Below are 23,824 nucleotides of genomic sequence, written 5' to 3' on the forward strand. Positions count from 1 at the left end.
ACTTTCGGGGGCCAGTTCACTTTTCACTTATGCACCCATATCGCCACACCTATGTACGATTTAACGACCACCTAAAAGAAAATTTTTTTCCTCCAGGGTGTCGCTTTCATATCTAGTCGGGGATTCCCCTTCGTGCTTTTTCTGCTGAGTGGAGTACAGAAGAAAAGCGATAGGTCCGAGGATCGGAAGAATGATTATGACAGCAAGCCATATAAGTGCAGAAAGAGCGCTCATTTTCTTTTTGAACAGTACGATAATGCTTATCACCCAAAGAAGGAAGATAGCTAGCATGACTGTGGTTGTTGCAAAATCATAGAGCGTAATCATCAGGCCCTGAAGTGTACTGGGTTTTGTTCCTAGGGATTTACCTTATTTTCTATTATTTCCCGAGACTCATCTTGTTCCCACAACGCGTCTTCAACCTCGACCGGGGTGCGGTACCCCAAGCTTTGATGCAGCCTTGTCTCGTTCCACCATGACACCCACTCGAATGTCGCGATTTCTACCTCGATAACGTCATCCCACCTGCGAGTATGGATCAGCTCGTTCTTGTAAGAACCGTTCACGTTTTCAGCCAATGCATTGTCATATCAGTCACCAACAGTCCCGGTGTAATCGGTAATCCTGTGCAGGGCACCTCGCTTGTTATAGACCACGCTGACATACTGCGACCCACGATTCGAATGATGCACCAAACCTGTCGTTTCTTCAGCACACACTATCGCCTGGTTGAGCGCCTGCAGCGGCAGTGCTTGAAGTCCGCATCGAATCCGATAACGCCCACCCAACGATCCGCCTGGAGTAAACGTCGGTGACAAAAGCGGTGTAGACAAAGCCTTTCTTCGTGCGCACGTAAGTAATATCGGCGACCCACAACTTATTCGGTGCTGCGGCGTTGAATTCACGTTGGACTAAGTCCGGGCGCAGATCAGGCACGTGAGCTTTTCGGGTTGTAATAGGTGACCGGCCTTTGCCTTTGCCAGAAACACCAGCCAGTCGCATCAGCCGTGCGGTGTGCTCGCGACCGATATCGATTCCTTCACGGCGGAGAGCATGCCACATTTTCCGCACACCGTAGACTCCGTAATTAGCTTGATTAACAGCACTAATGCGCTCAACCAGCACGCCGTCACGAAGTCTGCGGGCACTCATGCCACGAGCTTTGGACTGGCGGTACCCACGCGAGGTAATGAAGCCACCTTCGCGATTGTTCTTCAACGTCTCACAAATGAACTCGGGCAGAGAAACGATCCCGGTATTCATCGATGAACCGGACCACAACCGAGACTTTGAGGCTACTGCCTGACACGCGGGGTGCATCGACATATTTTCCGCCACGATGCGATCTTCCACGAGACAGACCACAGGGTCCTTCGCATTCTGGTCAAATTTTCTTGGGCATGTTCGAAGATTTTCCGATCTACTCAAACGGAACAAAACCTGGGACACTTCAGACATCCTGCCCGGCCTACAGCAAAAAGAGAATAGGAATACACGAAACCCGGCGGCTAGATTTCGCAAAGAGATATATCCCCACCCCTATTGGGGATGCGGACGAATTCTTGGAGGATTTTCCGCATGACTATTATCCGCCAACACAAAACCGCCAGCCCTGATGCTCGCAATTGAGCACCGGACTGGCGGCAGTCGCTGCCGGAGCAGCGTATTGAGTCAGATGGCTAAACCCGCGGGAACCTAAGCACCGTGGCTTGGGGTTTCACCTTCCAACTGCTCGCGGTGCGAACGGATCGGCTCCCACGCGGTATTGGAACGCATCGGGGTGGTGCGCTCGTCGCGGGAACGGTACAGCACGTACGGGCGGGTGGTATACCCCACCGGCGCGGAGAACGCGTGCACCAGGCGGGTAAACGGCCACACGGCAATCAGCGTGAAACCAGCAATGACGTGCACCTTGAACTGCCACGGAGCGTTAGCCATGAGCTCCGGCTCAATATTGAAAATCAATAGCTGACGCAACCACGGCGAGATGGTTTCGCGGTAGTCGTATCCACCGGTACCGGCCAGATCAAACAACTGCAGCGTAAACGTCGCGAAAGAACCGGAAATCAGCGCCGCACCCAACAAAATGTACATGACTTTGTCGGAGGCAGACGTCGACAAGAACACCGAGCGGTTCTTCAAACGACGGTAGAGCAGGCCGGCAAATCCGAGTAGCACGGCCAACGCGGCGATCGAGCCGGGGATGGTCGCGATCAGGTGGTAAGTGTGATCGTCGATGCCGACGGCGCGAGTCCAGGACTTCGGGAAGGCCAGGCCCATCAGGTGGCCGATGATCACGAAGACCATGCCCCAGTGGAACAGCGGCGACGATAGACGCAGCAGCTTGGATTCATAAATCTGCGAGGAGTGAGTGGTCCAGCCGAATTGGTCCGAGCGCCAACGCCAGAAGATACCGACGACAAACGCCACAATCGCTAACCACGGGAATGCGCCCCAGAGGAAGTTATCAAACATGGTGTGGTCCTTAATCAATTTTAGTTATACAACGCCCGGCTGCGTGGTCGGGAACGGCAAATCCGCGATGCCGACCATCTCTGCGGGCGGTCCGGTACGGATCAAATCGACGTATTTCTGCGCAGTCTTTGCATCAACCTGCGGCAACGCCTTGCACAATGCGACGATCAGCGCGACATAAGGCGAGCTCGCCTGGTTCAACGCCGCCCGCAGCACCTCAATGCCCTCGCGGTGGCTGGCCACCATTTCCACGGCGCGTTCGTGCTCTTCACCTTCGGTCATCGCCATGGCTTCTAATACCACGCACAGATGATCCGGCAACTCGTCGTCCGAAATCTGGAAACCCAAGGCCTCCAGCTGCTCACGGAACGACAAAATCGCCATGCCCCGCTGGCGAGTATCGCCCACGGCGTAGTAGGACAAGAACAACGCGCAACGACGACGCTGGTCGAAGGTTTCCACGTAGTGTTCTTCCAGCGCACGCGGGCCGACACTGCGGGCCCATTCCGCGAAGTTCACGAAGTCTGTGGCAATCGCCAACGGCAGCTGATCTACCTGCTCTTCGACAGCGGCGAGCTTATCGATGATGTCCTCGCCCGGGTAGTTCAGCAACACAGACACCGCCATCGCGGTGATGCGTCGCTGCTCTTCGGTGACCTCCACCGGGGCAATGAACTCGGTGGGCACTTTACCGGTGTGGGCACGCAGGGTTCGCTCGACGTCCTTGGCGCCACCCATAGTGCCGATACCAGCCGGGGTGCCATATCCGGCGACGGCGTCGTCGGCAGGCGCGGCGGCAAATTTCGGCTTCGTCGACGGAGTCGTCGGGCGTTTGCGCAGTTTGTCGAAGATACTCAAGGGTTGCTCCTACTTCTTCCCTATTCCCTATTTTTTCGGAGGGAACATCGAATCGGGGCGGTCACCGCTCCACGACAACAGCGAGACTTTGCCTCCTTGCGCAGCACTGCTGGTGCAGGCTTCCGGTGCTCCCATGCCCAGGTCGTGGAATACGTCCTCGGAGGCCTGTGCCGGATCGACCCCACCGAATGGGTCCAGGTTGGAAATGCCACGTGGGGTTTCCGGAGAAGCGGTCGGGATGACGTAGCGGTCGTCGTACTTCGCGATGGACAGCAGACGGTACATTTCTTCGATCTGCTTGCCGGTCATGCCGACGGCCTGGGCAATTTCTTCCTTCGGCTCGTTGCCCAGGTTGATATCGCGCATGTAGGAACGCATAGCCACCAGGCGGCGCAGGGATTTCTCCACCGGCACGGTATCGCCCGCGGTGAACAAACCAGCCAGGTAATCCAGCGGGATGCGCATATTCGACAAAGCCGAGAACAAGATCTTGTGATCCTCGCCGTCGTTGCCGGAAGCAGTCACGCTGTCGACGATTGGGGACAGCGGCGGGATGTACCAGACCATAGGCAAGGTGCGGTACTCCGGGTGCAGCGGCAAAGCAACACCGTACTTGAAAATCAGATCGTAGATCGGCGACTGCTGGGCAGCATCAATCCAGGAGTGCGGGATGCCCTCTGCTTGTGCGGCACGCACCACCTCTGGGTCGTGCGGATCCAGCATGATGGACTTCTGCGCCTCGAACAAATCCTGCTCGTTTTCGGTGGCAGCGGCCTCAGCGACGCGGTCGGCGTCGTAAAGAATCACGCCCAGGTAGCGCAGACGGCCCACGCAGGTCTCGGAGCACACCGTCGGCTGGCCGACCTCCAAGCGCGGGTAGCACAAGGTACATTTCTCGGCTTTACCAGTCTTGTGGTTGAAATAAACCTTCTTGTACGGGCAGCCGGAAACGCACATGCGCCAACCACGGCAACGGTCTTGGTCCACCAGAACAATGCCGTCCTCGGTGCGCTTGTACATCGCACCAGATGGGCACGAGGAAACACAGGTCGGGTTCATGCAGTGCTCGCAGATACGCGGCAGGTAGAACATGAACGAATCCTCGATTTCCTTTTTCACCTCGAGGTTCATGTTGTGCAAGATCGGATCATCGTCCATGGTTGCGGTGGAACCACCCAGGTTATCGTCCCAGTTGGACGACCATTCAATCTTGCTGATGTCGCGGCCGTCGATCTGCGATACCGGCTTTGCGGTTGGCTGCGTTTTCTGCCCAGCCTTCGCACCCATCAGATCTTCGTACTGGTAAGTCCAAGGCTCGTAGTAGTCCTTGAGCTCCGGCAAGTTCGGATTGTGGAACAGCGTCGCCAATTTCTTGATGCGTCCACCGGCTTTCGGCTTCAGCTTGCCAGAGCTGGTGCGCTCCCAGCCGCCCTTCCACTTCTCCTGGTCCTCCCATGTGCGTGGGTACCCCAGACCCGGGCGGGTCTCGACGTTGTTGAACCAGATGTACTCGGTGCCTTCACGGTTGGTCCATGCCTGCTTACAGGTCACCGAACAAGTGTGGCAGCCAATGCACTTGTCCAGGTTCATGATCATGGAAATTTGGGCCATGACTTTCATTAGTAGGAAACCTCCTGTGAACGGCGACGGACGCGAGTAACCTCATCGCGGTTGTTGCCAGTCGGGCCGATGTAGTTGAAGTGGTAGGTCAGCTGGCCGTAACCGCCAGCGATGTGTACCGGTTTGATGGAAATGCGGGTCAGCGAGTTGTGCGTGCCGCCACGGCGGCCGGTGTGCTCATTGATTGGCGTGCCGACGGTGCGTTCCTGGGCGTGGTTACAGATCATCGTGCCCTCCGGGATGCGGTGGGAAACGATGGCACGCGCAGAAACCACACCGTTGCGGTTGTAGACCTCGACCCAGTCGTTGTCCGTAACCCCGATCTTCTCCGCGTCCTTGTTGGACATCCACACAACCTGTCCACCACGCGAGATGGACAAAACGTGCAGGTTATCGAAGTACTGCGAGTGGATCGACCACTTGTTGTGCGTCGTCAAGTAACGCAGCGTGACTTCGGCTTCGCCACGGTCGTTGGTCAGTTCCGTGCCCGGCGCGAATTCGCCGTGCATGTGCACGTGATCCAGCGGTGGGCGGAAAATCGGCAGGGTTTCGCCGTAGTCGATGTACCAGTCATGGTCGATGTAGTACTGCATGCGGCCAGTGACGGTGTGCCATGGTTTGTCGAATTCCACGTTGATGGAAAACGCGGTGTAGCGGCGCTTGTTGCGCTTGTCGGCAGTCCATTCCGGCGAGGTGATGACCTCTTTCGGGCGTTCCTTGATGTCATCCCAAGTGATGCGCACATCTTCGTCGGCCGCGCCCAGCGGGGTGAGGTCCTTGCCGGTGCGCGAGGACAGGAACTCGAAGCCCTGCTTCGCCAGCTCACCGTTGGAAACACCAGACAGGTGCAAAATCGCGTCGATGACCTTGGTGTCTTTGGACAGATCAACCAGCTCACCCATGGAAGTTTCCGAGGTACCGCAGATCAGCTCAAGCTCTTTGGCCTGCTTTTCGACGTTGAACTTGGTGCCGTGCACGCCAGTTCCCGCCTTCGCTGGCAGCGGGCCGAGGTGGGTCCACTTCTCGTAGATCTTGGTGTAATCACGCTCGACGACGTGCAGCTTCGGCATGGTCACGCCCGGGATCAGTCCCTGCTCTTCGACGTTCGGCACCACGCCGTTTGGCATGCCCAGCTCGTCGGGGCTGTCGTGGTGGCTTGGCTGCGTGACGACGTCGCGCTGCTTGCCCAGCCAGGTGGTGGCCTTATCAGACAGATCGGCGGCGAGATCGCGGAAGATCTCGAAGTCGGTGCGTGCCTCCCATGGTGGGTTGATCGCGGCGTTGAACGAGTGCAGGTACGGGTGCATATCCGTCGAGGACATGTCGTGCTTTTCGTACCAGGTCGCCGCCGGGAACACCAGGTCAGAGACCAGGGTGGTCGAGGTATTGCGGAAATCGGCGGTCATCATCAGATCGAGCTTGCCGACGGGCACGTCATCGGTCCATTTGATGGTGCGCGGGCGATCTTCTTCTGCCAGTTCCGGCGCGTTGGCATCGGAATCGATGCCCAGCAGGTGGCGGAGGAAGAACTCGGTGCCTTTCGCGGAGGACCCCAGCAGGTTGGTACGCCAGTTGATGAGGATGCGTGGCCAGTTCTCTTCTGCCGATGGGTTGTCGTAGGAGAACTCCAGGTCGCCTTTTTCTAGCTGCTGGACGACGTAATCGTTGACTTCCATGCCGGCTTCGTCGGCTTCGTCAGCCAAGAACAGCGAGTTGCGGTTGAACTGCGGGTAGGCCGGCATCCAGCCACGACGCATGGCTTCTGCCATGGTGTCGGAGACCATCTTGTCACCGATGGCGTCGTTATTGGCCAATGGCGAGCCCAGGTGGGATGCCCGAGAGTTGTCGTAACGGTATTGCTCGGTGGCGAAGTAGTAGAAACCGGTGGTGATCATGTGGCGCGGTGGGCGCTGCCAGTCGGCAGACATGGCCCACTGGGTCCAGCCGTTCATCGGACGCAGTTTTTCCTGGCCGACGTAGTGTGCCCAGCCGCCACCGTTGACGCCCTGGGTGCCGCACATCGAGGTCAGTGCCAAGAAGGTGCGGTAGATGTTGTCGGCGTGGAAGTAATGGTTCACGCCGGCGCCCATGATGATCTGCGAGCGGCCCTGTGAATCGGCAGCATTCTGCGCGAATTCGCGGCCAATGCGGATCGCGGTTTCGGCTGCGACACCAGTCAGGCCTTCTTGCCAAGCTGGAGTGCCGACTTCGCTGGCGTCATGGAAGTCCTTCGGCCAGGAGCCAGGCAGGTTCAGTTCCTCACGGTTCACGCCATAGTGCGCGAGCATGACGTCGTAGACGGTGGTGACGAGCTTGCCGTCAACTTCACGTACCGGAACGCCGCGGTGTACGACACCAGCGCCGATTGGCTTACCGGTTCCGACGTCTTCTGGGTTGGCATCCAAGTCAAAACGTGGGAACAACACTTCTGCGGTGTCGAATTGGTCAGTCTCGGCGATGGACATGACCGGGTCGGCATGATCCAGCGCCAGGTTCCACTTCGACGATTCCATATCCCAGCGGTCAGCTACAGTGCCGCCTGGGTCGACGACGCGGCCGTCTTCTTCCATGACCAAGCCACGGTGGGTGGCGTTCGGCGATTCTTTCAGCGTTTCTTCACTGACCTGCGAGGCAGTCAAGAACTTGCCTGGGGTGTAGGTGCCGTCGTCACGCTTGTCCAGAGCCACCAAGAATGGCGAGTCGGTGTATTTCCGCATGTAGTTCAGGAAGTACGGCTCCTGGCGGTCCACGTGGAAGGTTTTCAGGATGACGTGGCCCATAGAGAATGCCAACGCAGCGTCGGTTCCTGGTTGGATGCGGGCCCATTCGTCGGCGAACTTCGTGTTATCCGCGAAGTCCGGCGAGACCACGACGACCTTGGTGCCTTTGTAGCGGGCCTCGACCATGAAGTGGGCATCCGGGGTGCGGGTGACCGGGATGTTCGAGCCCCACATCATCAGGTAGGACGAGTTGTACCAGTCACCAGATTCCGGGACGTCAGTCTGGTCGCCGAAGGTCTGCGGCGATGCTGGCGGCAGGTCGGCGTACCAGTCGTAGAAGGACAAGGCGACGCCGCCGATGGACTGCAAAAAGCGCATGCCGGCGCCGTAGGACACCTGCGACATCGCTGGAATAACGGTGAAGCCGTTGATGCGGTCTGGGCCGTATTTCCGGATGGTGTAGACGTGAGCCGCCGACGCGATGTCGATCGCTTCTTCGTAGGAAATGCGGATCAAGCCGCCCTTGCCGCGCTGGGAGATATAAGCGCGGCGCTTTTCTGGGTCTTCCTGGATTGCACGCCATGCCAGCACGGAATCGCCGTGCTTTTTCTTTTCCTCGCGGAACATGTCGACGAGCACGCCACGGGCGTAAGGGTAGCGCACACGCGTCGGCGAGTAGGTGTACCAGGAGAACGAGGCACCACGTGGGCAGCCGCGAGGCTCGTATTCCGGCATGTCATTACCGGTGGTGGGGTAATCCACGGCCTGGGATTCCCAGGTGATTACGCCGTCTTTGACGTAGACCTTCCACGAGCAAGAACCAGTGCAGTTCACGCCGTGGGTGGAACGCACCATCTTGTCGAAGGCCCAGCGGTTGCGGTAGAAAACGTCGGCCTGGCGGCCACCCTTCAGAAACAGCTGCTGGCCGGAATCGGTGGCCTCACCCTTGCGCAGGTAGGCACCGAGTTTGAACAGCGGGTTGGTTTTGGGACCGTTAGAATTGCTGGATGCTGAGGAGTCAGTTGTAGAAGTAGTCATGGGGGAAATTCGCTCCTATTTATCCTGGGTACGGTGCATTCGGGCGGGCGTAGAAGATCCACACCAGCACCGTGGTGATCGCGAAGTAGACGACGCAGCCGATGAAGAAGACGGTTGGCGCCAACATGGAAAGCAGGACACCGACGATGAACGGGCCGAACGCTGCGGTAGCGCCCGTCCAACCGATCACGCCGCCGGCTTGGCGCTTCGGCAGAATCATCGGCATTTGCTTGAAGGTGCCGGCGTTAGCCAGACCGGTGAAGAAGAAGACGACGAGCATCGAACCGAGGAACCACCACATTTGGTCTGGGTGGGATGGCGTCAGGAAGAACGTGGCGACGACGGTGAAAATAGTCATGCCGACACAGCCGATGAACGTCCAGATGGCTCCGCCGAACTTATCGCACAGCGGACCCCACAGTGCGCGAACCAGCGCACCAATGAGTGGGCCCAGGAAGGCGTAGGTGGCACCGTTGGGCAGGTTTTCGAATTGCCCAGCGAATTGCGAGCCAGCGCCGAAGGTTTGGTTGATCAGCAGAGGCAGCTGGGCTGCGAAGCCAGCGAATCCACCGAAGGTCATCATGTAGACGGCGGTGAGAATCCAGGTGTTCTTGTTACCGAAGATGTCGATCTGTTGGCGGAAGTTTGCCTCGATCGGGACGTCTTTCAGCAGCGTGAAGGCCAGGATAGCGCCCACGATTGCCCATGGGACCAGGAAGATCGCTGGGTTGTGCACGAAGATGTGGCCGTCGTCAGTACGCTGCGGTGCCACGAACCCAACGCCGAGCAAGGTGAATCCCATCAACCATGGGGCAACCAGCTGGATGAATGAGATACCGAAGTTACCAATGCCGGCCTGCAGACCAAGCGCGGTGCCGGACAGGCGCTTCGGGAAGAAGTAGCCGGTGGATGGCATGAATCCGGAGAACACGCCACCGCCAACACCGGACATGAATGCCAACGTCAGCAACCACCAGTAGGAGGTGGAGGTGTCTTGGACGGCAAAGAACCATCCCAGCATCGGGATGATGAACAGGAGGGATGAAACCCAGACCAGCTTGCGGGTACCCATGATGGGTGGCATGAACATGAAGAACAGGCGGAACAAACCACAAGCCAAGCCTGGAATGGAGGTCAGCCAATAAAGCTGAGCGGTGGTCAGGTCGAATCCGATTGCATTCAGCTGTGGTGCAATTGCGGAGACCAGGTACCACGTGGCGAAGCCAATGATGAGAACGAAAGTGGAAATCCACAGTGTCCGCCAGGCGATTTTGGAGTCCCAGTGATCAGATTTTTCTGGATCCCATCCCTGGATGACTTTGCCTGAGGTATCGAGAGTAGTCATTGTATCCTCATTAGTCGTAGGGCTTATGTCCCCCAATTTAGTGGCAAATGAATCAATCAAGGAAACCCAAAACGGCTAAATTTTTATTAAATTACGACACACAAATCTTGCATAATTCGCATAGCGAACAATCCTGCAGGTAGGGTACTTAAGGTAGCCCTAAGCTGGGGAAACAATACTCCCCTATGACTTTTATCACCGCCCATTTTCAAGAAATTGGAGGCGAAATATGGGTACAAAACTAGCTGCCATCATCGTCAGTTCCGACCGGATTTTAACAAAAGGTAAAACAAATAAATCCGGTGAGATTGCGCAAGATTTTATTAAAAATTACGGACTGCAATTGCACGTTTCCATAGTTATCGCAGAAGGTTACACCCCCGTCGATGGCGCCGTACAATCAGCCCTTGCCGACGGCTGCGAAATCATTATCGTCATCGGCGGAACCGGCATTGGATCCACCAATTTCACGCCAGAAGTAACGGAAAAATACCTCAGCGCCCGGTTGCACGGCCTGGAAACGCAAGTACTGCTGCGCGGTTTGCAATCCTCGCCCAAAGCAGGCCTCTCTCGCGGAATCATCGGCATGACCGAGCATGGCGGCGGAAGCCTAATCATCAACTGCGCGTCGTCGTCAGGCGCGGTCACCGACACGCTGTCCGTGGTGTTTCCACTTCTGCCGGATATTTTTCGGGACTGCACAAACTAACAGGGGCGTAGCCGGAGACTACTTCACTAGTTTTGCAAAACCATTGTTTTGCGACCCTGCTCACATTATCCTTGTGTGAACAGCACCACAATACCGTGTGTTGGCCCCAGAGCAGAAAGGCATTCCCATGACGGTTACTAACGTGCAAACCCACGCAACCATGACCGGCACGGCTAATTCGGCTACTGCGGATTCGGCCGTGAAGACCGCACCGCACGCAACAGACTTACGCGCTACTGCGCTCAACTGGCTGACCAACCTAGAACAAGCCACCAATGCCACCACCGCCGCCGATGCAGGGCGCGCCGTCGCCACGCTTTTTGAAACAGACGGATTCTGGCGCGATCTCACAACTTTTACCTGGAACCTGCATACCGCCGAAGGCACCGAGGACATCGCAGACATGATTGCCTCCACCCACCCGGCATCTGCCTTGCACAATATTGAAATCACAGAAGTCGAAGATGAAGGCCCGGATGAAGTTGCCGATAACGTCATTCGCGTGCACTTCACATTCGACAGTGCCGCCATGCACGGCAAAGGTATCGCGCGTCTACGCAACGGATTGGCATGGACGATGCTCACATCCGCCCGCGAGCTCAAAGATTTCCCCGAACCCACACGTCGCCGCCGAGTCCTAGGCGCCGAGCACGGGCCCAAGCTGGATCCAGAAAATTGGGCCGACAAACGCGAAAAGCGGCGCGCAGAACTCGGCTATTCCACCCAACCGTACGTGCTCATCATCGGCGGCGGCCAAGGTGGTATCGCGCTGGCAGCCCGGCTGAAACGGCAAGGTGTGCCGACGTTGGTCGTCGACAAGGCAGACCGCCCAGGTGATCAATGGCGCGGGCGTTATCATTCGCTCTCGCTGCACGATCCCGTGTGGTACGACCACCTGCCCTACCTGCCTTTCCCCGAGGACTGGCCGGTGTTCACCCCGAAAGACAAGATGGGTGATTGGCTGGAACATTACGTCGGCATCATGGATCTGGACTATTGGACAAATGCCGAAACCACCAGCGCCGAATACGACGAGGAAACCGAAACCTGGTCGGTGCACGTGACACGCCGCAACCCAGACAGCGGCGAAACAGAAGACGTTGTCCTGCACCCCACCCAGTTGGTTTTGGCAACAGGCATGTCGGGTGTGCCGAATAAACCGCATCTAAAGGGCCAGGAGAATTTTGTCGGAGAGATCCGCCATTCCAGCGAACACCCAGGCGGGGCGGGAGATGCCGGGAAGAACGTGATCATCTTGGGTGCGAATAATTCCGCGCACGATATTGCTGCCGATCTGCACCACAATGGCGCACACCCGGTGATGATCCAGCGCTCGTCGACGCATATCGTGCAGTCCGATTCTTTGATGCGCGAGGTCTTCGGACCGTTGTATTCCGAAGACGCCATTGATGCCGGGCTGGATACTGATTCAGCTGACCTGCTGTTTGCATCCTGGCCGTACAAAGTGTTGCCGGATGTGCAGCGCCCGGTCTTTGACAAAATCAAACGGGACGACGCCGAGTTTTATGAGCGGCTGCGCGAGAAGGGTTTCCTGCTCGATTTCGGCGACGACGGCTCCGGGTTATTCCTGAAATACCTGCGCCGCGGGTCGGGCTATTACATCAACGTGGGTGCCTCGGAGCTGGTGGCTGATGGCTCGATTCCCGTGCATTCGGGAACTACCATCGCGGAGGTCGGTACGGATTCGGTGACGCTTGACGACGGCACCGTGCTGCCAGCAGACGTCATCGTGTTGGCCACCGGCTATGGCTCGATGAACGGTTGGGCGGAAATGCTGATTTCTAAGGAAGTCGCTGACAAAGTTGGTAAATGTTGGGGCCTGGGTTCCGACACGACAAAGGATCCGGGGCCGTGGGAAGGCGAGTTGCGCAATATGTGGAAGCCGACCCAGCAGGATAACCTCTGGTTCCATGGTGGCAATCTGCACCAGTCACGGCATTATTCGCGCTACCTCGCGCTGCAGCTGAAGGCACGTTACGAGGGTATGGATACGCCAGTTTATCGACTAGCCCCAGTGCACCACACTGGTTAATACCCTCTTGAATTAGCTTTTAGCTAGCGGTGCTTTGCGTGTGACAAGGCGTTGTTTCACGTGAAACATCGCCGTCACATTAGGCTTTATATAGTCCCAGAATTCGGCTTCCCCGAGTCGTTCCTCCAAGGTTAAAAAGTGCACGTGCTTCTCGTCGAGGGATTCTTCTAGCTCTACCTGAGCGTCGTTAATAACCTCGGTAATCTCTTTAACGAAGAAAGCCACCCCCCGATTCAGAGAATTCTCTGTGCTGGCTTGGGTAGGAAAAAAGTATCCATTTTATGCTCGATATATTCTTCCGCACCCGGCGCCCGATCAAGCGCTTTCGTTTCATCGAAGATTGTGACTACGTGCCGACGGAAGTGCTTCCCGCCTGGTGCGTCATCGCCGGCAAGCTCGACGGTCATCATCAGGAATAGCGGGTGCCCTGCGACGGTGAAATCCCACTGTAGAGTCGCACATTCTGAGAGACCGTGTTAGTGCTTTAGATCAGCGACATATGTTGAATCAGCGTCGTATTTTCACGGAGCGTTGTAAGAATATAGACAATAATAGCGCGCTATTTTACAAAAATCGCGGTTTTTGTAAAATAGCGCGCCTTAGTGTGGGTCTAACTTACACCCCTGGTTTAGGCTCCTGTTTTACACCGGAGCGTTTGCTCTGCCACCGGTTACGCCCGGATCCAGCAAGCTAGTCGCCTCCCAACAACTTATTTGTTGCGGGAACGCTGCCACATCACGACATAAATACCGATGCCCAACGCGAAGGCGAATACACCCAAGCCAAGGATCAGGCCGGAAAAGAAGCTCATCGACGACGAGGTCGGCTTGTAGTTCGCACTCGCAGCGCCTCGCTGTGCAGCACCATCGGCACTCGCGAATGCATCGCCCTGACCATCAACGCCTGATAGGTTTGCGTCTTCAGCACCTTCTACCGGAGCTGCTTCCAGGCCCGGAGCTGCACCGGAACCACCAGCGCTTGGTGCCGGAGCTGGCGCTGGGGCTGGCGCGGGAGCCTTGGCAGGTACTATTGCGCCACTGGAGCCACCGCTGCTCGATCCGCCACTACGCGGTGCAGGAGCAGGTGCCGGGGCTGCTCCTCCCCCGCCGCCTTTCGGAGCTACTGGAGCGGGCTTCGGCCCTCCACCGGCTGGGGCCTGCTTAGCGTCCCCGTTAGCACCCGGCTGACCTGGTTTCGCTGGGGCCGGCTTGTTTCCCGCGTTCGGTGCACCCGGCGCGCCTGGCTTCCCGGAAGCATTCGCTTTCGGAGCCTTCTTGTCGTCTTCCTTAGTGAAAGGCGATACGAGCTTACGCACCGATTTCTCAATCCCGGAAATCGCCTTTTCCGTCTGGGTGATTTCTTTTTCCATCGCGGTTAAGTGATCACCAAATGTCTTAGGTTTGCCGCTGGCACCCTTACTCTTCGTGCCAGCGTTCACCGAAGCACGGTCAGCACAGTCGTAATCGCCGACCAGGAACATCAGGTCTAAGGTTTGGGTTCCGCCCCGTGGCACCTTAAATTCAAACCCCACCTCATAAACGCCAGCTTCTTCAAACACGAAGCCGGTATGCACGTGAGTGTTATAAGGAATTGGCCACGCGTCGTCCGCATCGTCGGAATCCAGCACAATTTTGTTGCTGCCAACACCTTCCGGAAGCCAACCAATCATCCGGCCAGGGCCCTGCTTCAGGTTCAGGTTCATCGACACTGACTCCCCTTCCACCAGGTGGTCGTTCAGATACATCGTGGAAAAACCAAGCCAGGGTACGTTAGGCAACTGCGTTTGTGGCAGGTACCAGCCTTCGTCGGGAAGCCCCGCGATTCCCAGAGCATCGAGTTTCACATGCTGGTCATTGGAGACCTCAACTACGCTGCGCCCAGACCCATAGGACAGCGACTCACCGGAGGAATCATCAATCAGTGCAGGTTCTAATCCGTTCTCCGAAAGGACCGTCATATCCTGGTGTCCATGCGTAATCTTGTGATTCGGCGTCCAGCCTTCCGCCGCGGTGCAGATTTCGTGGATTTGCGCGCTTGCCGACGGCGCTAACATTCCAGCGCCCAGACCAGCCGTCGCCAAGCCCAACGACAGACCCAGGCTCACAGCAGTTTTCGAGAACCGGCGCGGGCTGCGCGGACGGCGAATGCGGTGCACACTGTTCGTGGATTTCATGGTTCCTCCCAAGGAAGTGAGAAATAATAATTTCGTATTTTTGAGTTTTTGAATTAGCTGACTGGTTTAGCTGGCTGGTTGTCTGCTCACCCGCGCGGCTCTGGTGGTCTGCAGGGTTCTGATCGACGGCATCAGCGCCCAGACCACCAGGAACCAGACCGAAAGCAGCAGCACGATGCTGGCACCCGCCGGAAGGTCGAATGCCCAGGCGATATACAGCCCGAAGAAGCTGCCCAACGCGCCGAAGGCCGCAGAAAGGACCATCATCGTCGCCAAGTTTGAGGTGATCAGGCGGGCGGTGGCCGGTGGCGCAATCAGGAGGGCGAGCACCAAGATATTGCCGACGGTGCCGACCGAGATCACCACGGCCGCAGTAACAGCCAGGTAGAGCACGATGTCCATCAGCAGCACCGGAATGTTCATGGCACGCGCGGTTTCGCGGTCCAGGCAGGTGACGTTCAGCTGCGGGCCAATGACGACGATCGTCGCCAAGACCAGCACGGACACTGCCAATGCCAACCACACATCGGTACTGGAAACACCAGTGAGCGAGCCGAAGAGGAAGCTGCTCAGCGAGGCGGTATAGCCCTCGGTGCGGGAGATGATCACCATGCCCACCGCGAAGGAAGCAGCGAAGAAGATGCCAATCACGGAATCCTCGCGTACGTTTTGCCGCTGCGAGAACAACGCGATCAGGATAGCGACCACCGCACCGGCCACAGCGCCACCAAGCAGAACGGAAACCTGCAAGGCAAACGCGATGGTCAGGCCCGGGAACACGGCGTGTGAGACCGCATCACCGATAAAGGCCATGCCGCGCAACACGACATAACAGCCGACGACGGCGCAGGTAATCGCGGCAATCACAGAAATCGCAACCGCACGCGCCAGGAAATCCAGCTGTGGGTTCGCGAGATCCATCAGGAACTCCGGAAAAGAAATCACAGAATTAGGCATTACACCCCCACCCCAATCGCAGATAGCAGTGGCGAGCTCGGCGCGACGGAGAAGGTCTCGGACCAGATCTGCGGGTTCGCGCGGATCTCGTCGGCAGGCCCATCGGCCATAATCCCCTTGTTAAATAACACCACGCGGTGGCAGGTGTGCACGGCTTCGGCCAAGTTATGGCTGGACATGACGATGCTCGTGCCCTGCGAACTCAACTGCTCAAACAACTCCAACAGGCCCTCCGTATTCGGCGCATCCAACCCGGTAAACGGCTCATCCAAAAACAACACCTCCGGCTGGGTGGCCAAAGCGCGCGCCAACAACACCCGCTGGCGCTGCCCACCGGAAAGTTCCGCGATCGGGCGGTCGGCGAGATCCTCCAGATTCGTCAACTGCAGCGCCGCATTGACGGCCTGGTGGTCGTGCCGACGCGGGCGCCGGAACCACCCAATGATTCCAGTCCGGCCAGACAGCACCGTCTTGCGTACGCTCCAGGGAAACTCCCAGGCGACGTCGTGGCGTTGCGGCACATAACCAATCGAAGCATCCACGGTGATCTCGCCGCTTTTCACTGGTACCAGCCCGAGGATGGAACGCATGAACGTCGTCTTCCCCGCCCCATTGGGGCCGAGCAAACCAATGAACTCGCCCTGGCCGATCTCTATGCAAGCATCGGTGATCACCTTGCGCCCACCCAGGAAAACCTGCAGCTTGTCGACGGTAATAAGCGGTTGCATGCTTATTTCTTCTTTCCGCGGCTAGCTACGCCAACACCAACCAGCACGATGACGAGCACGATTCCGCCGACCAGCAACCAGGAAATCTGGAACCCAGAAGAACCAGTGGAGGCATTTTCCCAGTCAAAAACAGCATTGTGGGCTTCAGCCGGGTCCGTGCCCTCGCCAACCGCGAAAGTCACCGCCTCTCGTGCCGAGAGTTCTTCGCCGTCGTTGGTGGTGGCAGTAATCTGAAGTCCCACCTGGTGCACACCGGGGTCGGTAAACGTCCAATTCGCGTGGGTGTGGGTGTGCAGCTCAACAAAGAAATCATCGTCTTTGCCCTTAGCCGTCGACCACAGCACATCTGGGGCTTCGAAACCACCATTTTGCAGGAACAACGCGAACTCACCTGGGCCACTGTGACCTAAAAAGTCCATGTTTACGCCGTTTTGAACATTGTCTGTCAACGCTGGTGCTTGCGTGTTCCAACCCAGCCAGGGCACATCGACAATCTCTGTCTGTGGCACCACATAAGCCGGCTCGTTCGCGCCAGCGCCGACGAAAGAGAAATCGTCGTTGTCCGGCAGCGTCTGCACCGAATTTTCCCGCAACTGGAACACCATATCGTCCACATGGCGCCATACCGGCGGCTGGCTGCGGTCATCGCGGGCGAGAATGCGGAGTTCCCCGTCGATCACCATCGCACCGATATCAATGTGTCCGGCCTCCACGACAACCTTCTCGCCCTCCGGCGCGATTGCTTCATCGCCGGTCACCACCTGGGACAGATCGCTTCCCTGCGCGGATGCAACTGGCTGCGCTGCCGGGAAAAGCCCTGCGCCCAACCCAGTCGCTGCCGCTAGTGCGAGGCCTGCGGCCCGGGTGCGCAGTGTGGTTGTGCGGGATGCGGTTTTAGTCTTCATGGGAGTTCCTTTTCGCTGTTTCTGTGCTTATTGCTTCTGTGCTTATTGCTGTGTCGCCCCGGCGCGGCCGCACCAGATCTGCAGGCTTAGGGGCTTAAACATCGGTTGATTTCGTGCGCATTAAACCGCATCAGATCCAGGTACGTCGGCACGCGTTCATCCAAGGTGTCGCCGTAAATCGTGCACACCTGCGCCCCGGCCCGGCGCGCAGTTTCTTCCAACGTGGAGGTAGAAGCAGCCGCATTCGGTTCGACGAACACCGCCGGGATATCCAGGTTTTCCAGGGTGCGCTGCAGTGCGATCACATCGCGCGGGGACGGCTCAATCGAGGCATTCGGGGTAACGAAGCCAGCGATATTAATCCCGTATCCCTGCTCTAAATAGGTGTAACCGTGGTGGGTGGTCACCAAGTGGCGGCGATGCTCCGGGATCGCATCGTAGGTGGCGCGCAGTTCGTCGTCGACAAGCTGCACCTGGCGGTTATATTCCTCGGCGCGCTGCTGGTAGCGGTGGCCATTCGACGGATCCGCTTGGGCCATCTGCTCGGCGATGACCTCCACATAGGCTCGCGCGTTGCGGGTGTTGTGCCACAGGTGCGGGTCGATCTCACCGTGCAGGTGCTTGCCCAGCACCGCTTGCGGCAGCAGGTAGGTCTCTTGGCCGGGGCGCCCCAAAAAACGGTAGGCCGGGTCTGGCGGGATGGGCTGGAGGGTCGACGACGGGATCGCGAGCACGGTGGTATTCGGATCGAAGTTCGCGTCGTGGTCGCGCAGCGAGATGCTGCCGTCGGCAAGATCGGCGGTGATGTCCACGTGTCCGGAATCGATAACTTCCGCGCCTTCTTCCGGGTTCACGCCCACCGCGACAGTGATGGTTTGCTCCTCGGTGGCCTCCGAGCCTGGTTGTCCGGTGGCTGCGAAGGTGAGCCGGTAGATTCCTGGTTCGCTAAACGCCCAGGACACGTGCGTGTGCGCGTTGGCGGGCAGGTCGATGCCGCTTTCCGATGGGAAGATAGGCTCCGGGGTGCCGAAGGTGGAGACGATATAGGCAGCAACGTCTCCCGGCCCCTGGGCATCGGTCATGGTGAATTTCACCGAATTGGATTGCTCTGCACCTTGCACGCGCAGCCCTAGCCACACGGCATCGAGGGCAACGTTTTCTATCAGCGGGATCAGCTCTGCACCATAGGACGGCGCGCGATCAGCGACGTCGACGACTTCGCCCGCGGTGGATTCGCGCAAAGTTTCAGCCAACGCTGGTGGTTCCAGCAGCAGGCCGTTGGCAAATGCTAGGTCGGCGTAGGCGACTTCGCGAACCGTGCGCAGGCTGGGTTCAAAGTCGTGTGGGTCCTTGCCCGCTGGGATCAGCGTGGTGACCTGGGCGTCGTCCCCGGCAACCTGGGAGACTAAATCCGCCATAATCGGTGTGGTGGCCACGACCTGCAGCCGCGCCTCGGAGTTATCGGCTCCGAGGGCCTGGCTTCCCTGCGCTTGGACGCTTGCCGACGACGCCTGCGCCGAACCCACGCTGCCGGTGCCTTCCGACGCCCCGCTGAACGCATATGCTCCCCCGACGGTCACTGCAAGCACCAGCGCGGCCGCCACGCCGTAGCCCAGCTTTGTGGCACCAGACCACTGCGCAAGGCCAGTGCGCTGCGCGAATGTGGTTGTGCGGCGGTGTTTCATACTCAATCTTTCTGCACGCTCGTCTGTGGTTTTTACACCTGCGGGATCATTGCGGTCTGCGGAGCTTGTGGTGGCTGCGGTGGTTGTGGTGGTTGCGAACCGTCGGTTGCCGAGTCATCGCCGGGTTCGTCGGTATCTTCTGCAGATTTCGCTTTCTTCACGGCATAGTGTGCTGCTGCGATTCCGAGGAACAACAGCCCCAAACCAAGCACGATCGCGGCGATATTAAACAGCTTCGAATTCTGTCCACCGAACCCAGTGCCGAATGCGCCAGCTGCTAGTGGAGTGCCATCGGCAGCTAGGCCTTGGGCTGCGAGTTCTTCCTCGCTTAAACCTTCCGCGGCTGCGAGATCGGCATTGGCTCCTCCTGCAGCACCAGCTCCGGCCCCACCGGCGACACCAGTTGCAGCGCATTCGCCGCCTTCGGGGTTGACGATGGCACCGAGGTCAAAGTGACCGTCACTGAATGCTCCGCCAGGGTTGTTTCCACCCACGACGAAGTTCAGCGTTGCGCTACCGGAGACTTTCTTGCCATTACTCAACTGTGCCGACTGGGTGATATTCACCTGGTAGTTGCCAGGAGCTCCAAAGACCCAGTTCGGGTGCACGTGTGTATTGCGCGGGATGGCTTTGCTGCCCTGGAACCCGCCACCGGCAGCGCGGAACCATTCTTCACCGACAATCTGGCCAAGCTGGCCTTGCGAATACACCGTCATCGGGCCTGGTCCGCTAAAGCCGGTGATGTCCCAGCGCACGCTACTTGCCAAGTGTTCGTGCATCGTCTGGTGCTGCGTGTTGGCTCCCAACCAAGGCACGCCCGCGACCTGGGTGGCTCCGATCATCCACGCTTTGCCTTCCGGCACGGTGCCGACATTGCTCGGCAGGTTGACCTCGGCATTCGAGGAAAGGTAGAACGTCGCTCCCTGTGCCGGGCGCCATTGCGCTGGGCTAGTGGTGTCGTCTTTGATGTGCGGCTGCAAGCCGGGGGTGCATTGTGCGTTGCCGCCACCAGAATTGCTTGACGACGACCCGCCGCCGCTGGGTGCCGCCGGTGCTGGGGCCGGTGCTGGCCCTGGGCGTGCGCCACCGGCTCGTGGACCGGGGGCTGCGTGTCCGCCACCCTGTGGTGCTGGCGCGCCACCGTGATTTCCTGGTTGTCCGGCGCCTGCACCTGCGTGTCCGCCGCCACCCTGGGCTGCTCCCCCACCACTGGGTGCGGCAGGTGCTGGTGCGTCGCCGGCTTCGCCGCCGACTTGCCAGGTGTAGGTCACAGCGTTGCTGGATTGTCCGTCGGCGCTGGCATACACAGTCATCTGGTAGGTGCCCGGGTGGGTAAATGCCCAGTTAATGTGTTTGTGGGCGGGGTATGGCTGGTTGATGACAGAGCCGGTGCGCAGGTTGTATGACCCATCGTTGGTGACAGATTTGATGCCACCGAAGCCTTCGGTTTCGAAGATGTAGACCTCGCCAGGGCCAGAAACATCTTGGAAGTTGAAGTCCACGGCTTGGTATCCGTCGGCAGCAATTGGCTGGGTATCCCAGCCGGGCCAGATCACGTCGTGGTTTTGCGATTGCGGCAGGAAGTACGTGGCTTGGCCGATGCCGTCGACACCTGCGGTAGCTTCTGACCAGGCGGCGTCGCTGACGTGCAGGACGACGTCGTCGCCAGGTCGTTGTACTCCGCCGCCGGTGATGTCTTCTTTCATCGACAGCGAGAGTTCGCCGCCATGTGAGGTGACGTAGAAGACGTCAACGTGCCCACGGTCAAAAGTTTGGGCCATGGCGCGTGGGGCAAACGCGGCTACCCAACACAGCACCAAGGCTGTCAGCAGCGCAGAATACGTGCGTGCTGGCCGTGGCGGCGAAGTTGTTAATGCGGTCATGTGCGGTTTCTTTCCGGGAAGATGGAATTAGTGGATGCTTGTGGATGTCGTTTTCAACCACGTGGGAACGATCAGCGACGCGGGAAACGATCAGCGAGGTAATTGGCTACCTGCGGCTGTAACTCCATGAACAGCGCGATCATGCGAGCGATGAACGCACCACCTAGCAGTGGCGCTAACAAGTGCACCGGGTTGAAGTTGGAGAAGAAGCCCTGTGGTGACGAGCTGCCCGGTGTGGACTGCTTGCCTGGATCTTTCGGGGATTCTGGCTTCTTACCACCTTCCGGGGTGCCTGGCTGGCTTGGTTTATCAGGCTTTGGTGCCGGAACGGTCTTGCACGTCTCCAATGCCTCTTCCCCAACGGTGACGACGAGCTCGTGGCTGTCAGACTTCAGTTCTGTGCCATCTTTCGTCTTGCCGCTGTAGCTAGCGTCGAAGGTGTAGATTCCCGGATGAGAGAAAGCCCAGTGCACATGGGTGTGCGCCGAATAATGGGATTCAATCGAATAATCCTGTTTGGTGGAGTCTGCAAGAATCTCATGATCGCGTCCGAAGGACCCCTTATCGATGAACACACCCCAGCTGGAGTTTTCCGGCGTTTCACGTGGAACTAGGTTCAGAGATACTGGGCCGTCAAATTCGTCCTGTACCCGAATAGCCTCAGTGTTGTACCCAGGCCACAAGATGGCCTTGTCCTGAGCTTGCGGCAAGTAGTAGAACTCGCTGTCTTTCGCGCCAACGAAGTCATATTTTTCGTCGCTCAATTGTTCTGGGCGCTTCCGTTTCGCATTGTCGCGGATGACAAAAGCAACATCCTCCAAGGAACGTTCTACGGATTTATCTGCGGCCAGACGCGTATCGTCTTTCAACGCAATATCAAGGCCGTCTTGAGTACGCTTACCCAGAATGTCGACGTGACCGCGATTAAGCAGCACCTTGTCTTCACAGACTGGGTGCCCAGCCTGCTCATCACTGCCCTGCTGCTCGTTGTTCTTTGGTGGTTCCTGCTGTTCTGCGCCTGGGTTTTGCGCACCCGGGTTATCGGCACCGCCTTCGCCTTGTCCTGGTTTTTGCAGCTCAGGCTCTAGCGAGCCATCGATCTCACCCAAGCGGAAGGTCGCCTCGACGCTGGTTCCAGCATTGAATTTGTCTGTGACAATTCCAGAAGCTGCTGCGCGTCCAAAGCCAGCGTGCGGAATCACATCGAGTTTCAGAATCGAGTTTTCCGGCAAGTGACCATCTTCAAAGCGGAGAACTCCTTTACCATTAGCAAAGGTGCCTGCTAAGTCCCGGTCCGCGGTATCTTTATCCAGATACTCTTCGTTTTCGTAGATTCCTCCCGTAATCAGCCCTTGCAGCTTCGGGTCCTTCGCCTCGACGACGATTTCTCCGACCCCATTGGACCCAGGGACGTATTTCACGGTGACCTCATCATTCGCGACCGCAGTATTCGGTGCCGGGAAGTTGAAGGTTCGCAGGTTTTTGCCCTCGGGCAGTTGCTCCGCATGATTGTCCGAGGTGGTTGTGGCCTCCGCCTGACCTGCGAAATATGCCAACGGTGCAGAAATCCAGTGCGCCGAAGTCTCATCATCCGGGGTGAACACGGCTTGAATATCGGATTCTTGTGCGCTCAGCACTTCATCCCAGGAGGCTTTACCGTTTTCAACCTGCAGATCCGTCAGGAAGTAACCATCGACGAATAACGTCACGGTGCCCGAAAGCTCCGGGTTTCCGGCATCGAACGAGATGGTGGAAAGTTTATCGTCACCGTCGACAGTCGGGTCCGCTTTTTTCGCAACGCTTAAACGATAATTGGCCTCTGCAAGATTTGCTGTGCGCGCCTGATTGTAGCGTTCCTGTAAAGGGGTTGTGGCCTCGGATTTCGGCTGCTGGCCGCCTGCCTGAATCACCATGGTTCGTGGTTCGGATGCCACATAAGTACCGTCTTTGCGCAAACCGCTGGTTTGAAACTTCAGCTCATATCGGCCGGGTTTAGTAAATACCGTTCCGATGTGGTTGTGCTCGCCGGGCTCAATCGAAATGGAACGTGGCGACGATGCACTGGTGCCCAAAAGACGCAGAACATCGATCGGTTGCCCGGATCGATACTGCAGTTGTTCTACCTCGCCTGGCCCATCCACCGACAAAAGATCCAGCGATACCCGGCCGTTCAGCATATCGTCGACGTTTAAGTTCTTTTCTGCACCATAACCAAGCCATGCTGGGTCTTGCCGTCCACCCATTGGCGTTTCTGGCGAATACACGAAGGTCTCACCTGGCTTGCCCAGGTAACGCAAGCGTTCATTGTCCTCTACCGTGAACTGATACTGCTGTTTCTTATCAGCGTCGTCGCTGTTATAGCCTTTACCAACCCAGATTGCCGACTCTGAGAACTTGTGCGCACCCTCGCTGTTATGTGCGTAAAGATCAAACACCCCGGCTTCATCCCGCACGGTATACGGCGCATCAATGTGCTCTTTGGTGAGAATCTTTTTGCCGTCGTCTGGACCAGCGGTTGCTGCTGGGAGTCCTGCGAACGTGGTGCCGAGAGCCGCGGTAACAGCGATGACCAACCGAGCATTGCGGCTACGCCGCTCTGCCGCACGTGAGCGGCGAAGCTGTGGGGCCATACTCATAAGCCTTTCGTTATTGATAATGAATTCGCTTTTCAGGAG

The 23,824-nt window shown here is 57.9% G+C and carries 18 protein-coding genes; 3 read left to right on the forward strand and 15 right to left on the reverse strand.

Translation table 11 applies throughout. The features are described from left to right. Positions 1-60: 60 nt before the first annotated feature. The 8 genes from U1140_RS06605 to U1140_RS06640 form a co-directional block, all read right to left on the reverse strand. Entirely contained in the window at positions 61-327 is a 267-nt protein-coding gene (locus tag U1140_RS06605; protein WP_249624762.1) for a PLDc N-terminal domain-containing protein, read from the reverse strand. A 29-nt stretch (positions 328-356) separates the two neighbouring features. Then, the gene (locus U1140_RS06610) at positions 357-578 is read right to left on the reverse strand and encodes an integrase core domain-containing protein (RefSeq protein ID WP_369846745.1); all 222 of its coding nucleotides are present in this window, start codon (positions 576-578) and stop codon (positions 357-359) included. A gap of 130 nt (positions 579-708) precedes the next feature. Beyond that, positions 709-1,365, reverse strand: a complete 657-nt coding sequence (locus U1140_RS06615; RefSeq protein WP_369846746.1) for a DDE-type integrase/transposase/recombinase — start codon at positions 1,363-1,365, stop codon at positions 709-711. Between the two features lie 330 nt (positions 1,366-1,695). After that, on the reverse strand, positions 1,696-2,475 hold the full coding sequence (gene narI, locus U1140_RS06620) for a respiratory nitrate reductase subunit gamma (RefSeq protein ID WP_369846747.1): 780 nt from the start codon (positions 2,473-2,475) through the stop codon (positions 1,696-1,698). Between the two features lie 24 nt (positions 2,476-2,499). Beyond that, positions 2,500-3,333 carry a nitrate reductase molybdenum cofactor assembly chaperone gene (narJ, locus tag U1140_RS06625; protein WP_284589758.1) on the reverse strand — a complete coding sequence of 278 codons (834 nt, stop codon included), beginning with the start codon at positions 3,331-3,333 and terminating at the stop codon, positions 2,500-2,502. A 27-nt stretch (positions 3,334-3,360) separates the two neighbouring features. Next, the gene (narH, locus tag U1140_RS06630; RefSeq protein ID WP_249620036.1) at positions 3,361-4,953 is read right to left on the reverse strand and encodes a nitrate reductase subunit beta; all 1,593 of its coding nucleotides are present in this window, start codon (positions 4,951-4,953) and stop codon (positions 3,361-3,363) included. Continuing rightward, complete coding sequence (locus tag U1140_RS06635) at positions 4,953-8,711, reverse strand: nitrate reductase subunit alpha (RefSeq protein WP_369846748.1); 3,759 nt, start codon at positions 8,709-8,711, stop codon at positions 4,953-4,955. Before U1140_RS06635 ends, narH begins: the two co-directional genes overlap by 1 nt. A 19-nt stretch (positions 8,712-8,730) precedes the next feature. Then, complete coding sequence (locus tag U1140_RS06640; protein WP_369846749.1) at positions 8,731-10,056, reverse strand: MFS transporter; 1,326 nt, start codon at positions 10,054-10,056, stop codon at positions 8,731-8,733. 229 nt (positions 10,057-10,285) lie between these two features. Between U1140_RS06640 and U1140_RS06645 the strand changes: the two genes are divergently transcribed. The 3 genes from U1140_RS06645 (at position 10,286) to U1140_RS06655 (ending at position 13,237) form a co-directional block, all read left to right on the forward strand. After that, a complete protein-coding gene (locus U1140_RS06645) occupies positions 10,286-10,765 on the forward strand; it encodes a molybdopterin-binding protein (protein ID WP_369846750.1) in 480 nt (159 codons plus the stop codon). Positions 10,766-10,925: 160 nt separating this feature from the next. Beyond that, positions 10,926-12,818 carry an NAD(P)-binding domain-containing protein gene (locus tag U1140_RS06650; RefSeq protein WP_369846801.1) on the forward strand — a complete coding sequence of 631 codons (1,893 nt, stop codon included), beginning with the start codon at positions 10,926-10,928 and terminating at the stop codon, positions 12,816-12,818. Positions 12,819-13,099: 281 nt separating this feature from the next. Beyond that, positions 13,100-13,237: a hypothetical protein gene (locus tag U1140_RS06655; protein ID WP_369846751.1), complete on the forward strand. Its 138-nt coding sequence runs from the start codon at positions 13,100-13,102 to the stop codon at positions 13,235-13,237. Between the two features lie 290 nt (positions 13,238-13,527). On the opposite strand, the gene U1140_RS06660 is transcribed toward U1140_RS06655, so the two are convergent. The 7 genes from U1140_RS06660 to U1140_RS06690 all read right to left on the reverse strand — a co-directional run bounded on the left by U1140_RS06660 (position 13,528) and on the right by U1140_RS06690 (position 23,779). Then, complete coding sequence (locus U1140_RS06660) at positions 13,528-14,991, reverse strand: choice-of-anchor M domain-containing protein (protein WP_369846752.1); 1,464 nt, start codon at positions 14,989-14,991, stop codon at positions 13,528-13,530. A gap of 66 nt (positions 14,992-15,057) precedes the next feature. Further along, a complete protein-coding gene (locus U1140_RS06665) occupies positions 15,058-15,948 on the reverse strand; it encodes an anchored repeat-type ABC transporter permease subunit (protein WP_369846753.1) in 891 nt (296 codons plus the stop codon). Then, a complete protein-coding gene (locus U1140_RS06670; protein WP_306515460.1) occupies positions 15,948-16,676 on the reverse strand; it encodes an anchored repeat-type ABC transporter ATP-binding subunit in 729 nt (242 codons plus the stop codon). The genes U1140_RS06665 and U1140_RS06670 overlap by 1 nt, the downstream gene beginning before the upstream one ends. A 2-nt stretch (positions 16,677-16,678) precedes the next feature. Continuing rightward, a complete protein-coding gene (locus U1140_RS06675; protein ID WP_369846754.1) occupies positions 16,679-17,581 on the reverse strand; it encodes a choice-of-anchor M domain-containing protein in 903 nt (300 codons plus the stop codon). 86 nt (positions 17,582-17,667) lie between these two features. Next, positions 17,668-19,266 carry an anchored repeat ABC transporter, substrate-binding protein gene (locus tag U1140_RS06680; RefSeq protein ID WP_369846755.1) on the reverse strand — a complete coding sequence of 533 codons (1,599 nt, stop codon included), beginning with the start codon at positions 19,264-19,266 and terminating at the stop codon, positions 17,668-17,670. Positions 19,267-19,298: 32 nt separating this feature from the next. Next, positions 19,299-21,149, reverse strand: coding sequence for a TIGR03773 family transporter-associated surface protein (locus U1140_RS06685; protein ID WP_369846756.1), 1,851 nt, complete (start codon positions 21,147-21,149; stop codon positions 19,299-19,301). A gap of 71 nt (positions 21,150-21,220) precedes the next feature. After that, a complete protein-coding gene (locus tag U1140_RS06690; protein ID WP_369846757.1) occupies positions 21,221-23,779 on the reverse strand; it encodes a choice-of-anchor M domain-containing protein in 2,559 nt (852 codons plus the stop codon). Positions 23,780-23,824 lie beyond the last annotated feature (45 nt).

Origin of the sequence: Corynebacterium drakensteinense, from assembly GCF_041224285.1 — a bacterium.
In the GTDB taxonomy this organism is placed as follows: domain Bacteria; phylum Actinomycetota; class Actinomycetes; order Mycobacteriales; family Mycobacteriaceae; genus Corynebacterium.

What these genes read in the sequence shown, in the direction of transcription:
- U1140_RS06650 (WP_369846801.1), top strand. Translation starts at nt 10,926, where the DNA reads ATGACCGGCACGGCTAATTCGGCTACTGCGGATTCGGCCGTGAAGACC.
- U1140_RS06670 (WP_306515460.1), bottom strand. Translation starts at nt 16,676, where the DNA reads ATGCAACCGCTTATTACCGTCGACAAGCTGCAGGTTTTCCTGGGTGGG.
- U1140_RS06680 (WP_369846755.1), bottom strand. Translation starts at nt 19,266, where the DNA reads ATGAAACACCGCCGCACAACCACATTCGCGCAGCGCACTGGCCTTGCG.
- U1140_RS06685 (WP_369846756.1), bottom strand. Translation starts at nt 21,149, where the DNA reads ATGACCGCATTAACAACTTCGCCGCCACGGCCAGCACGCACGTATTCT.
- U1140_RS06655 (WP_369846751.1), top strand. Translation starts at nt 13,100, where the DNA reads ATGCTCGATATATTCTTCCGCACCCGGCGCCCGATCAAGCGCTTTCGT.
- U1140_RS06665 (WP_369846753.1), bottom strand. Translation starts at nt 15,948, where the DNA reads ATGCCTAATTCTGTGATTTCTTTTCCGGAGTTCCTGATGGATCTCGCG.
- narI (WP_369846747.1), bottom strand. Translation starts at nt 2,475, where the DNA reads ATGTTTGATAACTTCCTCTGGGGCGCATTCCCGTGGTTAGCGATTGTG.
- U1140_RS06605 (WP_249624762.1), bottom strand. Translation starts at nt 327, where the DNA reads ATGATTACGCTCTATGATTTTGCAACAACCACAGTCATGCTAGCTATC.
- U1140_RS06635 (WP_369846748.1), bottom strand. Translation starts at nt 8,711, where the DNA reads ATGACTACTTCTACAACTGACTCCTCAGCATCCAGCAATTCTAACGGT.
- U1140_RS06640 (WP_369846749.1), bottom strand. Translation starts at nt 10,056, where the DNA reads ATGACTACTCTCGATACCTCAGGCAAAGTCATCCAGGGATGGGATCCA.
- U1140_RS06675 (WP_369846754.1), bottom strand. Translation starts at nt 17,581, where the DNA reads ATGAAGACTAAAACCGCATCCCGCACAACCACACTGCGCACCCGGGCC.
- U1140_RS06690 (WP_369846757.1), bottom strand. Translation starts at nt 23,779, where the DNA reads ATGGCCCCACAGCTTCGCCGCTCACGTGCGGCAGAGCGGCGTAGCCGC.
- U1140_RS06645 (WP_369846750.1), top strand. Translation starts at nt 10,286, where the DNA reads ATGGGTACAAAACTAGCTGCCATCATCGTCAGTTCCGACCGGATTTTA.
- narH (WP_249620036.1), bottom strand. Translation starts at nt 4,953, where the DNA reads ATGAAAGTCATGGCCCAAATTTCCATGATCATGAACCTGGACAAGTGC.
- U1140_RS06660 (WP_369846752.1), bottom strand. Translation starts at nt 14,991, where the DNA reads ATGAAATCCACGAACAGTGTGCACCGCATTCGCCGTCCGCGCAGCCCG.